The following is a 12,605-nucleotide window of genomic DNA, read 5'->3' on the forward strand; positions in this document are numbered from 1 at the left end:
AAAGCTCCACATTCCATGAATTAATGATTACTATTCGCATCTACAAAACGCAGCGCCATGACGCTGCGAAGGCTGAAGCCATGTGAAGCAGTAATCATTCAGTTCATCAAAGGGAGTCGTCATGTCATTACGTCAATTATCCGCACCGCGCCTGCGCCGTTCTCTGTTGTTGAGTGCTTTACTGCTGGCCGGGAGCTTTAGCGCACACGCCGCAGATGAAATGCTGCGTAAAGCGGTCGGTAAAGGGGCATATGAAATGGCCTACAGCCAGCAGGAGAACGCGCTGTGGCTGGCCACCTCACAGAGCCGTAAAACCGATAAGGGCGGGGTGGTGTATCGCCTGGACCCGGTCACGCTGGAAGTGACCCAGACAATTCATAACGACCTTAAACCGTTTGGTGCCACGCTGAACGCGCAAACCCAGACCCTGTGGTTCGGCAACACGATCAACGGCGCGGTAACGGCGATTGACGCTAAAACCGGCGATGTGAAAGGGCGACTGGTTCTGGATGGACGTCAGCGTAGCGAAACTGTGAAACCGTTGCAGCCGCGCCAACTGGCGGTAAATGAGAAAACCAATACCGTGTACATCACCGGCATTGGTAAAGAAGGCAGCTCGGTATGGGTGGTAGATGGCGATAAAATTGCTCTGAAAACCACCATTGAAGGTACCGGTAGCTTCGGCACCGGGCTGGCGGTTGATGCGGATAAAGAACGCCTGTACGTGACCAACGCCGACGGTGAGCTGGTGACCATTGATACCGCCAGCAACAAAATCGTCAAGCGCCAGAAGCTGCAGGATGACGGCAAAGAGCATTTCTACATCAACATCAGCCTGGACAAAGCCGGACAGCGTGCGTTCATCACCGATTCCAAACAGCCTGAGCTGCTGGTGGTTAACCTGAAAGATGGCAAGGTGCTGTCGAAGGTCGATACCCAGGAAGGGCTGGCGGTGCTGTTTAACCCGACGCGCAACGAAGTGTATGTGACCCAGCGTAAAGCCGGTACCGTGACGGTGATCGACGCCAAAGATTATAAAGTGACAAAAACCATCAAGACGCCAACCTTCCCGAACAGCCTGGCGCTGTCCGCCGACGGTAACACGCTGTTTGTGAGCGTGAAGCAGGAGTCTACCCGCCAGAAAGAGGCCACTGCGCCTGACGATGTCATCCGCATCGCGCTGTAATCACCCCGACGGGGGGCGCGTTGCGCCTCCCGCTCGCTCCCGATATAACTTCTGTTACATCCGTCTGGTTTCATTTTTTGCGCTCGGGCCTACAATACAGACACTTAAACCCACTGTGGGTAGGGTTAAATAAGGGAGATACCATGAATAAGCCGTTATCTATTCTGTGCGCGAGCGTCATGCTACTGGCGCTGGCAGGCTGTAGCAGCAATTACGTGATGACCACCAAAAGCGGGCAGACGATTGTGACGCAGGGAAAACCGAAGCTTGATAAAGACACCGGTATGACCAGCTATACCGATCAGGACGGCAACGCACGTCAAATCAACAGTAACGACGTGGCCCAACTGGTCGAAGATAACTGATTCTCGCTATTTAGCGGCCGCGCTTGCGATATTCTCCCGGCGACATGCCGAATCGCTGCTTAAAGGCGGTGGAGAAGTGACTGTGGTCGCTGAACCCCCAGCGGTAGCCGATTCCGGCGAGTTTTTCATCGCCGTGCGCGCACAACAGTGCCTGTGCGCATAAATCGAGTCGGCGGTTTTTAATATACTGCGCCACCACCAGACCTTTATCGGCAAACAGCCGGTAGAGGCTGCGTACTGACATTCCCGTTTCGCTGGCCAGCCATTCCGGGCGCAGGTGCTCTTCCTGAATCGCATCATCAATTAAGGCCATGATTTTCTGATACTGCTTCTCACGCCGTGACGGTCGGACGTCTTGCTGATGTAACATCGGGCGCAGCAGGCAGACCATGGCATCAAGCGCGGCTTCGCTTTCACTGGCTGATAGCTGCGGGCTGCTCATGCTCTCGTGCAGCAGGCGCTGGCTGAGCTGTACCATCGGTAGCGATTTATCCAGCCGGGTCGCCACGCTAATTCCACTCCCGCGCAGCTGGTTTTCCAGCAACTGTCGCGGCAGCAATAGCGAGACCTGACGCGACGTTTGCTGCCAGAGGATGGAGCAGGGCCGCGAGGCGTCGATCAGCGTCATATCGCCGGTTTCCAGCTGCACCTGACGATCATCCTGCTCAATGCTCGCCTGGCCGGAGAGCTGAAACACGGTATAGAACCAGGCATCGTTGCCGCTGCGGATCTCCTGACGAGTGCGGAACAGATTGACGTTGCGGGTGGTGACCGTGCTGAGCTTGAGGCTGCCCGCATAGCTGGTGTCTATCTCACCATGAAAGTCGCCATCCAACGGACGCGCGGCGAAATGCCCGCACACCTGATTGATTTTTGCCAGCCACGACTGATAGGTCTCACCGCTATTTACCGCTGCCATACGCCATCTCTGCAATGAAAATGTTTTGGTATTGTTGCATTTATGTTGCCTTTAACAAGGGCTCAGCGGGGAATATATGAAAGAACTATTACCTGTTGCACATTTCTGCCAGAGCAATCTGTTTAATTGCGGTCTCTGTCACAGCCGCACAAGCGAATGTCACACAGATAAAAGCGCCTTCGCCAGACCCGCCGTAGACTGAAATGACTAACCGCGAAGAATAAGGAGACGATATGTCCGCAGCACAGGTAGCGCTGCTCGCCAGCGTGCAGCAGTTTTTAGACCGTCAGCATGGCCTGTTTATTGATGGCGCACAGCAGGCGGCGCAGAGCGAAAAACGTCTCACCGTCTGGGATCCGGCCACGGGTCAGGCGATTGCCACAACCGCCGATGCCAACGCGGCGGACGTTGACCGCGCGGTGATGTCGGCCTGGCGTGCGTTTGTCTCCCGCAGCTGGGCTGGCCGCACGCCTGCCGAGCGTGAACGCATTCTGCTGCGCTTTGCCGATCTGGTGGAGCAGCATGGTGAAGAGCTGGCCCAGTTAGAAACCCTGGAGCAGGGTAAATCGATCAACATTTCTCGCGCCTTCGAAGTGGGCTGCACGCTGAACTGGATGCGCTACACCGCCGGGCTGGCCACCAAGATCAGCGGCCGCACCCTGGACGTATCGATTCCTTTCCCGCAAGGCGCGCGCTACCAGGCGTGGACCAAAAAAGAGCCGGTAGGCGTTGTGGCGGGTATCGTTCCGTGGAACTTCCCGCTGATGATTGGCATGTGGAAAGTGATGCCCGCGCTGGCGGCGGGCTGCTCGATCGTCATCAAACCGTCTGAAACCACGCCGCTGACGCTGCTGCGCGTGGCTGAACTGGCCATCGAAGCGGGCGTGCCGGAAGGCGTGTTCAACGTGGTCACCGGCAGCGGCGCCGAGTGCGGAGCGGCGTTAACATCGCACCCGCACGTAGCGAAAGTCAGCTTTACCGGCTCCACCGCCACGGGTAAACAGATTGCGCGCGTTGCCGCCGACCGACTGACCCGCGTCACGCTGGAACTGGGGGGAAAAAACCCGGCGATCGTGCTGAAAGACGCCGATCCGGCGTGGGTGATTGAGGGCCTGATGACCGGCAGCTTCCTTAACCAGGGGCAGGTGTGCGCCGCCAGTTCGCGTATCTATATTGAAGCGCCGCTGTTCGATACGCTGGTCAGCGGCTTTGAGCAGGCGGTGAAATCGCTGCAGGTGGGGCCAGGTATGCTGGAGACCACGCAGATTAACCCGGTGGTTTCTCAGGCGCACTGCGCGAAAGTGGCGGCCTATCTGGACGACGCCCGCAAGCACAACGCGGAGTTGATTACCGGCAACGTCGGCCCGGATGCGCAGGGTTTCTACATTCCGCCAACGCTGGTCATTAACCCGGATGCCAACCTGCGCCTGACCCGCGAAGAGGTATTTGGCCCGGTGGTGAACCTGGTGCGGGTGGCCGACGGTGAAGAAGCGCTGCGCCTTGCCAACGACAGCGACTTTGGCCTGACCGCCAGCGTCTGGACTCGCGATCTGACCCAGGCGCTGAACTACACTGACCGTCTGCAGGCCGGCACGGTATGGGTCAACAGCCATACGCTGATTGACGCCAACCTGCCGTTTGGCGGCATGAAGCAGTCGGGGACGGGGCGTGATTTTGGTCCGGACTGGCTGAATGACTGGTGTGAAACGAAATCGGTGTGCGTGCGGTACTAATTTTTACCATCAGCACTCTCTCCCTTTCCGGGAGAGAGTGGGTCTAACGATGGAGCGGCAAACTCTGTTCGAATTCTCGCATTCAGACTTCTGCATGTCCTCAAAGTGATTCTTCTTCGAGAAGCGTTTCGAAAATCAATTGAATTCCAAAAAATCGAGGCAGAAGATAGAAGGCATCAAAAACCGAATTGATGCTGAGGATGACTATGTTTATTCAGTTCGAACCGTCAAATATAAAAATTATCACATCAAGTGATGCTGGGGTTTTCATCACAATGACAATTGCGCTTGAGCGTGACGAGCGAATTTATTTTTCTGCTGGGGATGGGCTCCAATTTGTGTCAGAAAGCGGGCGCTGTCTCTGACACAATAATCGATTTGCCAGTGCGGTTAAGGCGTAGCTTGTTCCACACCGACTTTAACGAATGGGCTACCGTGGCTGCGTGCTTTTTTGATTAACTTCCCAACATACAACTCTCTGATTTCTTTAGCGGCAATTCGGCCAACAAACTCCCTTCGTTGAGTGTCAGGGGCAATATTCAATTCACGCGTAAAGTATTCTTGCGAACCCGCTTTTACCCAGCACTGTATTTCGTAGACTTCCATAACCAGCCCACCATAAGTCGCATAAGCAAATTTTAAAGAGTCATCTTTTGGCACGTTTTTCCAGATTCCGCGCGTGGCCTCATAGAGTTCCAATGCACTCATACCGGATTTGTAGGTACTGTTAAGCAGAAATGCGAGGCCAGCGTGCTCCGGTGCAATCTCGGTTTCTTCTTGCAGCAGTAAATGTTGAAGAGAATCAAGGGTGATGCGCCCCATCAGCGAGCTGCTTCCACGCACTTTGTTCGTCAATTCACCCACGCCAAGGAGGTCGATACACGTGGCTTCAACCAGTTTGGCCGTGGGCTCGTCCATGCCATGTCGAAGAATATCGATGCCCAGGCTCTTCTTTGCCAGCAGCGCTTTAATACGCGCAGATTTTGGCGAGTCGTCGGGGTTTCTTATATGGTCAAAACAGCGCCCTGATTTACCTTTACCGATGTAAAAAGGCTTTTTGAAGGGATCCTCTCGATCATAAAAGGCATAAACATAGTACTTTGCTAAATCCAAAGATTTTGTATATTTCGCAATATCCTTCATTAAAAATGCTACCTTAGTCTGGTATTTTCATTGTTAATGATAATCGGCATAATCAGACAGAACTTAAATCGTCAGGTAAGCATTTTCTAAAAGTGCGAGGCTTTGATGGTTAAGCCAGGTTAACTTTTGAGCGCGTCAAGAATAGCCGCTTCCATTTTCTCCGGGGTGGTAAATGGCGCAAAACGTTTGAATGGTTTACCGTCACGGCCGATCAGAAACTTGGTGAAGTTCCACTTTATTCGCCCCCCCAGCACGCCGGGCAGTTCGCGCTTCAGGTAACGAAACAGCGGGTGCGCGCCGGCACCATTAACCTCGACTTTCTCGAACATCGGGAAACTCACCCCATAGTTGATGTGGCAGGTACGGGAAATGTCGTCGCTGCCGCCGGGCTCCTGTTTACCGAACTGGTTACAGGGGAAACCCAGTATCACCAGCCCCCGACCGGCATATTTCTGGTAGAGCGCTTCAAGACCCGCGTATTGCGGCGTGAAGCCACAATGGCTGGCGGTATTGACCACCAGAACCAGCTTGCCTGCGAAATCAGCCATGGCGACGGGCTGGCCATTCAGCGCGGTGGCGGAAAGTTGATAAAAGGTGGGCATAGTGAAATCCTCAGCGGTGAGATGGGGTTAAGATGACGCCTGTTTTTCCATATGGCTCAGCAGAAAATCAATCAACGCCTTCACTCTTTTCGTTTTTCCGGCGCTTTTCGGGTAATAAAGATAGACCGACGGATAGGTTCGCCAGTAGCGCTCCATGACGGGGATAAATTTCTCCCGGTCGGGCTGTAACTGATAAACCGGTTCAAACAGACGACCAATCCCCAGATTATGCCGAATACCGTCGGCCATCACCTCAATATCGTTGCTGATGAGCTGGCTGGGCATCTCAACGGTCAGCGGTTCGCCGTTGTCGTTCAGAATAAGCGGCAGGATACGATTGTTAGTGATAAAGCGGTAGCCAATTAACCGGTGACGGTTGAGATCGTCCGGCACTTCAGGCACGCCATATTCGGCGAGATAGGCCGCAGAAGCATACAACCCTTCACGGAACGATTTCATTAGCGGACGGGCAACGACGCCGCCGTCGAGAATATCGCCGAAACGAATGCCGAGGTCAAAACGGTCGTCGATAATATTCACGGTACCGTCATAGACCGATATCTCCAGCTGGATACCCGGGTATTGCTGGCAGAAGCCGGCCATTGCGGGTTTCAGAATCAACAGATAGGCGAAGCGTGAAAGCGTAATCCGCACCAGGCCAGAAGGTTCCCGATTCTGGTCGCGCAGGCTTTCCAGCGATTTCTCCAGCGAGTCCACCGCTGCGGTAGTTTGCTCAAGCAGCTGTTGGCCTGCTTCCGTCAGCTCAATACGCCGAGTGGTACGGACAAAAAGAGGGTGGCCGAGATGCTGTTCCAGCAGCTTGAGGGCATGGCTGACCGAGGGCGGCGTAATTTCCAGCTTTCGCGCGGCCGCGGAAATACTGCCTTCGCGAGCAATGCTCTGAAATATGCGTATCTGGTTATAAATCGCATTATTCATGCTGTCATCCTGAGTAAATCCCCGACTTATTCTTAACTATAGGCTAAATATGCTTAAGCCCATCGGCACCTAATCTTCCTGAATACAAGCAATTATACTTCAGCCACTTCCCACTGGTAACTGTGTTCAGGAGACCGTTATGAGAATTTTATGTTTGGATGTTCCCGCCGCCGGCGCCACGCTTGAACAGTATGCGCCGCATCTGACCGCTGAAGCGCTGCACGCCTGGGGGCTTTATAAAGCCGGGTTTATCCGCGATATCTATTTCCGCCAGGACCGGACCGGCGTTGCCATTTTTCTGGAATGCGACTCGGTAGATGAGGCGATGGAAACGATGGCTGAGTTCCCGCTGGCAAAGGCAAATCTGCTGTCGTTCGAATGCATCCCGCTGGGTTCATTTGTGAACTGGGAAAACTTGTTTAGTGCGGAATTTAAAGATCAAAAGTAGGCGGGCACGATGGCTCCAGGCGCGACGGGCGGTCTGTTGGTCAGCACCAACGTGCCCCCGCACCTTTGCCAGACCGGGCGGTGATTATTCGTTTTTAGCTAAAAGAGATTAAGTTATTACTCGTCTAAAAATAATAATAGGCCAGGTCTATACTGACTTTACGATACACATACAGCTAACTAACGCATTGAATATGAAAAATATTACCATTATTTCCGGGCATCCTGACCTGAATCATTCCATCGCGAATGCCACTATTCTGGGCGAAATCGCCGCGGCGCTGCCTGATGCTGAAATTCGTCGCCTGGACAGCCTGTATCCTGACGGGAAAATCAATATTCTCGCTGAGCAGGAAAGCCTGTTGAAGGCAGATATTATCGTCTGGCAGTTTCCATTTTCCTGGTACGGCCTGCCGGGGCTGATGAAGCGCTGGCTGGATGAGGTTTTTGTACATGGCTTTGCCCATGGTTCAAGGGCAAAACTGGGCGGTAAAAAGCTGCTACTTTCGTTTACCACGGGCGCGCCAGCGTCGCTGTATGACGCGCAGGGGCTCTTCGGCCACGCGGTTGAGGACTATTTAATCCCCTTTGAGACCACGGCAAGGCTGTGTAATCTTGAATTATTAGACCCGGTTTACACCTGCGGAATCAGCTATGCCGACAGGGATGCAGATAAAATTGCGCAGCAAAAAACGCAGGCCAGAGAACATGCCGCCAGGTTGGTGACTGTTTTGCAGGGGCTCTCGGCGAAGGGGCAGACATCCCGCAGCCAACCGGCAGCGTAGGGCGATCGGGCATTTTTTGCCAGCCGCTGACGGCCGACTTTACCGTGTGACGTTGACAAAGGGGTCAATATGCAGAATATCGCGATCAATCTTTATGAACTTATCGTTAAAGCCAATCAGAGCGCTCGCTATGATGAGATCGCGGAGCAAACCATTTCAGCCTCTATCAGTAGCGAAGTTGGCACGCTGGCAATGTATGCTCTGAAACACAAGGATGATCTGCGACGGGCTTATATGGTCGAACTCTATAATGACGATGACGCTTATTACCAGCATCTGAATGGCGCAGCTTATAAGACATTCGCCGCCAATGCCGCGGAGATTATCGAGCAGAAACAGAAAATCACGCTGGTACCTCAATTTGTCGGTGATAAGCACGTTATTCAGGATGAACGAACCATCAATAATCTGGTGATTGTGGAGGTGAAGCCGGAATTCCAGATCGCATTCAAAAATAGCGTGTTGCCGGAAATGGCGACTTCGCTCGACGTGGAGCACGGCGTGCTTGCCATATATGCCGCAACGGACGTCACGAATGCCTGCCGCTGGTATTTTTATGAAGTTTATGCGAGCGAGGAAGACTATCAGCAGCACCGGCAAACGCCGCACTTCCGCGATTATATTACGCAGACCGCGGCAATAACGACCCGCAAACAGGCCATTCCGGTTAACCCTGTATTTCTGCGTAATAAAGGCGGAATGAAATCAACAATGGCATGCCGCCCAGGCTAACGATGCACGATGACCTGTTCGGTCCATCCATCAATAGCAGGGCAGCAGCGCTTTTACGATGACAGGGGGAATTTTCGATATTTAACCACGTCATCGATATAGGGCTGAGGTTTACTGAACAGATAACCCTGGGCGAAATCACAGCCCAGCGCCTGCAGGCTTTCCAGCTGTTCCAGCGTTTCCACCCCTTCTGCAACCGCCTTCATATTGAGCGATTTTGCCATGCCGGTGATGAGCTTGATAATATTCAGGGCGTCTTCCTGGGTGGATATCGAGTGCACAAAAGATTTGTCTATTTTGATTTTGTCGAAGGACAGCCTGCTCAGTCGTGACAAAGAAGAGTAGCCGGTGCCAAAGTCATCGATGGCGATGGTTACGCCCAGGGATCTGAGCTTGTTGAGCGTATTCATCGGCGTATTGCTCTCGGTAAACAGCGCGGTTTCCGTGACCTCTAGCTCAAGGCGGTCCGCCGGTAGCCCGGTTTCTTTCAAAATAGACAGCACGATGCCGGCAAAGCCTTTGCTGCTGAGCTGCACCGGAGAGACGTTGACGGATATTTTGGCCGGAATCGCCCACGAAGCTGCCTCCCGGCAGGCCATTTCCAGCACCGATCTTCCCATTTCGTTGATCATGCCGGTTTTTTCCGCAACGGGAATAAAACTGTCCGGTGACATCAGCCCTTTTGACGGATGCACCCAGCGAATCAGGGCTTCATAGCTGTAAATCTCGCGGCTGAATGAATCCACAATGGGTTGATAATAAACCACAAATTCTTTATTCACGAGCGCAAGCGCCATATCATGCTCAAGGGTCCGGCGTTCCTGCAGCTTGTCCAACATGCGCTGACGGAAGACTTTAATCTTGCCTGCGCCTTCATTTTTGGCTTCATAAAGGGCCAAATCGGCGAACTTGTACAGATAGTCCGGGCGACGTTCCGTTTCTGAGATAACAATCCCGACGCAGGTGGTAATATTGATAATCGAGTTATAGATGGTGTAGGGCTGGTTGACGGATTCACTGATTTTTTGTGCCAGCAACACGGCACGATTTTCGGTCAGACCGCTCGAGAGAAACGCAAATTCGTCGCCACCTAAGCGGTACAGCGCGTCGGAGGTAAAGTTTATCGAGCTCAGCCGATGGGAGATCTGGCGTAATAAGATGTCACCGACATCATGACCATAGGTGTCATTAACTTCCTTGAAGCAGTCCAGATCGAACAACATCACGGTGACCGAGGTGTTGTTTTCTTTGGCGATGTCGATAGTCCTGTTCAAATTTCCCCAGAAGAAATGACGGTTATTCATCTGAGTCAGAGAGTCATGGAATACGTCATATTCCAGTTTCGCATTCTGGATTTGCAGCTTTTCTTTCGATTTTTGCAACTCTTCAGCCAGGCTTTTCACCTGAAGGTGCGCCTTCAGGATGTTCCTGTTCTGATAAAATATCAGAACGCCCAGTATCGCACTCAGTATTATCAGCAGGACCGATGTCGCTGAGTAAATATAATACAGCGTTTGAATTTTGAGGTTGGCGTTATTAATTGAGTTAACATCTTTATTCAAGGCACCGGACGACAGGCGGCCCAGGGGGGTATCAAGCGCATGCATTTTTTTCAGGTATGCCTGGAGCTCCGGGCGGTCCATCTTCTCAAGATTCGCGTCCAGATAGTCAAGAATCTCCTCCAGCTTCACCGCCAGTAAATGATGCGGTTTATTGCTATCAATGTAGTGCCCCAGGTCGCCTTCTTTCAGTAAAGCACTCTGGCTGAGCATAATATCGAGGCGTAGACGCACCGCATCGAGGGGCATGGTGTCATCGATGGTGTACAGGCCTAACGACGATTCGAAGCGGTAATATTCTGACACCAGCTGTGCAGCAGACCATGAATCGGTGTAGTGGGTCAGCTTTTGTAACTCTTGTTGCCTTTCATGCACAAGGAAAGAAATATATCCCGTAGAAATAAAAAGGGAAAAAATGATGGCTGCCAGTATTCTGTTCATAATGCGCTTCTGAACCCTTACTCAATATTCATTCTGCTGACTTGCCATGCGGATCTGGAATAATAAATCTGATTATTCAGTTCCGGAAGACTGTCATAGGGATACACAATGAATAACGGCCCCTTGTCACGGATGCGCATATACTCGCCGTTGATTTTTAAAGCGAGGATCACGTTGTACTTCTTGAAATCGCTGAGCGGGATAACGGTGGTGTAGTCATTAAGCGCGGTGACCTTAACAACGGAACCTTTCGCGCCGACATAATCCATTAATTTCTGTACGGGAATACCCGTAAAGGTCGTGCGCCCATTATACCAGGGAGAGGTTGTCTGGAAACTGACCATGCCCAGTTTCTCCAGACCCGCGATATCCAGAGCCGCTTTACCGCTACCATTTGTATTTTCGATATTGCCGGACAGTGTTAGCAGGACTTTCCCTGTAGGTTTGGGAAGTTCGCCCGCCCAGACCTGCGCGCAGACCACAATGCTTAACAACATGACAATGAATCGCATACTAACCTTACCTATCTATCAGATGTGAAAGAATTATAATTTAGTTAGCATTCTATTTACATATGCTGTCTGGCTATTATGAGTTTAATATTTCTGTTTTATTTTTAACCTCATTTAAATCAGTGAGTTAGTTGTATCCCTCTGGGCCTGTGCGTTGAAAACGATCGCGTCCATTATTTGAGTTGAGCTAAATTTTATTGTAGCTGAACAAAAAAAAGTCGCCCATTTGTGGATGAAAAAAACGCATATAAATAAAGGGGATTATTTGATTGCGCAGCACGGTATTGCCGCTATCCTGCGGCAGGCTTTACTGAATAAATCGTACTTTGGCTTAATGGCAGGATAAGATTTTACATCAACCTGATAACACAGGCATTCTCATGGTATCGCAATGTGCTGAATCACCAACGCGCAGTGGCAGCGTTGAAGCGGAGGCGCAAAATTGACGCACTCCGCAGGATGGCGGTTTTTTATTCTGGGATTAACGACTTAAAACCAGCCGGAGACCCAGCTGCCAACGCTTGAGAAGAACGTGTTGATGCTTTTCCATGCGGTGTTTAGCCACGCTACGACGGATTTCACGATGCCCGCCACAAAGTCGACAATTTTACTCACCAGCTCATGGAATAACTGGCTAACCGTGTCCATGAGACCGGCAATTAACCCCTGCAACTTCGGATGCTCTTTGCCGATACTGATCGCTTCGTCATAAATCTTATCAATCGTTTTACTGGCGTTCTGTTTAGCATCTTCCCTTTGCTTGTTCATTTTACTGATAAAATCATCGACAGCAGACGATGTCGCTCCGTGGTCCTTGAGGATGCCGGTGGCGTCAGTAATGCCATTTTGGATTGCGGTAGCGGTTGCCGTGGCGCCTGCCTTGGCGGTGATTTTAAGCTGTGCCAGTACTTCTTCGCCAGATACGGCAACGTCATCCGTTACTGCGGCAAACAAAATATCGTCGTGCACTTCCTCTACCGGTCGGAACCGGGTGACGCTTTTCTTGCCTAAATTCTTCTTATAGTGATCGCGCATATCATTCAGGACCAGAGCAAAATCAGACATAATAACTCTCCTTCGATAATGGCTTAGTCACACGGGCTGTGTGCAATTTATTTATCGGCGATTGCTTTTAATATTTTAGATTGACAGAGAATTATTTTTTATTGATATATTATGCATGATATTGATATGCGTTTAATTAAATTTATTTACACGTTTCGGACTGGTTTTAATATATTA

13 protein-coding genes are annotated in these 12,605 nt (G+C 51.5%); 6 read left to right on the forward strand and 7 right to left on the reverse strand.

Annotation, left to right across the window (positions count from 1 at the left end; all coding sequences use genetic code 11):
* The first annotated feature begins 121 nt into the window (after positions 1-121).
* The gene (locus H7R56_RS11570) at positions 122-1,186 is read left to right on the forward strand and encodes a 7-bladed beta-propeller protein YncE (RefSeq protein ID WP_106926924.1); all 1,065 of its coding nucleotides are present in this window, start codon (positions 122-124) and stop codon (positions 1,184-1,186) included.
* Positions 1,187-1,329: 143 nt separating this feature from the next.
* A complete protein-coding gene (locus H7R56_RS11575) occupies positions 1,330-1,551 on the forward strand; it encodes a YgdI/YgdR family lipoprotein (protein WP_106926926.1) in 222 nt (73 codons plus the stop codon).
* Positions 1,552-1,561: 10 nt separating this feature from the next.
* Here H7R56_RS11575 and feaR read toward each other — a convergent pair whose 3' ends face one another.
* The gene (feaR, locus tag H7R56_RS11580; protein WP_106926928.1) at positions 1,562-2,470 is read right to left on the reverse strand and encodes a transcriptional regulator FeaR; all 909 of its coding nucleotides are present in this window, start codon (positions 2,468-2,470) and stop codon (positions 1,562-1,564) included.
* Positions 2,471-2,703: 233 nt separating this feature from the next.
* Between feaR and H7R56_RS11585 the strand changes: the two genes are divergently transcribed.
* Positions 2,704-4,203, forward strand: a complete 1,500-nt coding sequence (locus H7R56_RS11585; RefSeq protein ID WP_106926930.1) for an aldehyde dehydrogenase family protein — start codon at positions 2,704-2,706, stop codon at positions 4,201-4,203.
* A 390-nt stretch (positions 4,204-4,593) separates the two neighbouring features.
* Here the strand turns inward: H7R56_RS11585 and H7R56_RS11590 are convergent, their stop codons facing one another.
* From H7R56_RS11590 to H7R56_RS11600, 3 genes are all read right to left on the reverse strand, one after another.
* Positions 4,594-5,346, reverse strand: coding sequence for a hypothetical protein (locus H7R56_RS11590; RefSeq protein WP_106926932.1), 753 nt, complete (start codon positions 5,344-5,346; stop codon positions 4,594-4,596).
* Positions 5,347-5,465: 119 nt separating this feature from the next.
* The gene (locus H7R56_RS11595) at positions 5,466-5,948 is read right to left on the reverse strand and encodes a glutathione peroxidase (protein WP_106926934.1); all 483 of its coding nucleotides are present in this window, start codon (positions 5,946-5,948) and stop codon (positions 5,466-5,468) included.
* A 27-nt stretch (positions 5,949-5,975) separates the two neighbouring features.
* Positions 5,976-6,887, reverse strand: coding sequence for a LysR family transcriptional regulator (locus tag H7R56_RS11600; RefSeq protein ID WP_106926935.1), 912 nt, complete (start codon positions 6,885-6,887; stop codon positions 5,976-5,978).
* Between the two features lie 139 nt (positions 6,888-7,026).
* Between H7R56_RS11600 and H7R56_RS11605 the strand changes: the two genes are divergently transcribed.
* The 3 genes from H7R56_RS11605 (at position 7,027) to H7R56_RS11615 (ending at position 8,851) form a co-directional block, all read left to right on the forward strand.
* The gene (locus H7R56_RS11605) at positions 7,027-7,335 is read left to right on the forward strand and encodes a superoxide dismutase (RefSeq protein ID WP_106926937.1); all 309 of its coding nucleotides are present in this window, start codon (positions 7,027-7,029) and stop codon (positions 7,333-7,335) included.
* Between the two features lie 193 nt (positions 7,336-7,528).
* Positions 7,529-8,119 (forward strand): NAD(P)H-dependent oxidoreductase, encoded by a 591-nt coding sequence (locus H7R56_RS11610; protein WP_106926939.1) that lies wholly within the window; start codon positions 7,529-7,531, stop codon positions 8,117-8,119.
* 69 nt (positions 8,120-8,188) lie between these two features.
* Entirely contained in the window at positions 8,189-8,851 is a 663-nt protein-coding gene (locus tag H7R56_RS11615) for a putative quinol monooxygenase (RefSeq protein ID WP_106926941.1), read from the forward strand.
* Between the two features lie 53 nt (positions 8,852-8,904).
* Here H7R56_RS11615 and H7R56_RS11620 read toward each other — a convergent pair whose 3' ends face one another.
* From H7R56_RS11620 to H7R56_RS11630, 3 genes are all read right to left on the reverse strand, one after another.
* On the reverse strand, positions 8,905-10,851 hold the full coding sequence (locus H7R56_RS11620) for a putative bifunctional diguanylate cyclase/phosphodiesterase (RefSeq protein WP_106926942.1): 1,947 nt from the start codon (positions 10,849-10,851) through the stop codon (positions 8,905-8,907).
* A 17-nt stretch (positions 10,852-10,868) separates the two neighbouring features.
* The gene (locus H7R56_RS11625) at positions 10,869-11,363 is read right to left on the reverse strand and encodes a putative pterin-binding protein (protein WP_106926944.1); all 495 of its coding nucleotides are present in this window, start codon (positions 11,361-11,363) and stop codon (positions 10,869-10,871) included.
* Between the two features lie 489 nt (positions 11,364-11,852).
* The gene (locus H7R56_RS11630; protein ID WP_106926946.1) at positions 11,853-12,428 is read right to left on the reverse strand and encodes a hypothetical protein; all 576 of its coding nucleotides are present in this window, start codon (positions 12,426-12,428) and stop codon (positions 11,853-11,855) included.
* Positions 12,429-12,605: the final 177 nt, after the last annotated feature.

Origin of the sequence: Klebsiella sp. WP3-W18-ESBL-02 (assembly GCF_014168815.1) — a bacterium.
Taxonomy (GTDB): domain Bacteria; phylum Pseudomonadota; class Gammaproteobacteria; order Enterobacterales; family Enterobacteriaceae; genus Kluyvera; species Kluyvera ascorbata_B.

Bases quoted from the DNA above. Each gene is read 5' to 3' on its own strand.
- H7R56_RS11630 (WP_106926946.1), bottom strand. From the start codon at position 12,428: ATGTCTGATTTTGCTCTGGTCCTGAATGATATGCGCGATCACTATAAG.
- H7R56_RS11615 (WP_106926941.1), top strand. From the start codon at position 8,189: ATGCAGAATATCGCGATCAATCTTTATGAACTTATCGTTAAAGCCAAT.
- H7R56_RS11610 (WP_106926939.1), top strand. From the start codon at position 7,529: ATGAAAAATATTACCATTATTTCCGGGCATCCTGACCTGAATCATTCC.
- H7R56_RS11625 (WP_106926944.1), bottom strand. From the start codon at position 11,363: ATGCGATTCATTGTCATGTTGTTAAGCATTGTGGTCTGCGCGCAGGTC.
- H7R56_RS11570 (WP_106926924.1), top strand. From the start codon at position 122: ATGTCATTACGTCAATTATCCGCACCGCGCCTGCGCCGTTCTCTGTTG.
- H7R56_RS11585 (WP_106926930.1), top strand. From the start codon at position 2,704: ATGTCCGCAGCACAGGTAGCGCTGCTCGCCAGCGTGCAGCAGTTTTTA.
- H7R56_RS11605 (WP_106926937.1), top strand. From the start codon at position 7,027: ATGAGAATTTTATGTTTGGATGTTCCCGCCGCCGGCGCCACGCTTGAA.
- H7R56_RS11590 (WP_106926932.1), bottom strand. From the start codon at position 5,346: ATGAAGGATATTGCGAAATATACAAAATCTTTGGATTTAGCAAAGTAC.
- H7R56_RS11620 (WP_106926942.1), bottom strand. From the start codon at position 10,851: ATGAACAGAATACTGGCAGCCATCATTTTTTCCCTTTTTATTTCTACG.
- feaR (WP_106926928.1), bottom strand. From the start codon at position 2,470: ATGGCAGCGGTAAATAGCGGTGAGACCTATCAGTCGTGGCTGGCAAAA.
- H7R56_RS11575 (WP_106926926.1), top strand. From the start codon at position 1,330: ATGAATAAGCCGTTATCTATTCTGTGCGCGAGCGTCATGCTACTGGCG.
- H7R56_RS11600 (WP_106926935.1), bottom strand. From the start codon at position 6,887: ATGAATAATGCGATTTATAACCAGATACGCATATTTCAGAGCATTGCT.
- H7R56_RS11595 (WP_106926934.1), bottom strand. From the start codon at position 5,948: ATGCCCACCTTTTATCAACTTTCCGCCACCGCGCTGAATGGCCAGCCC.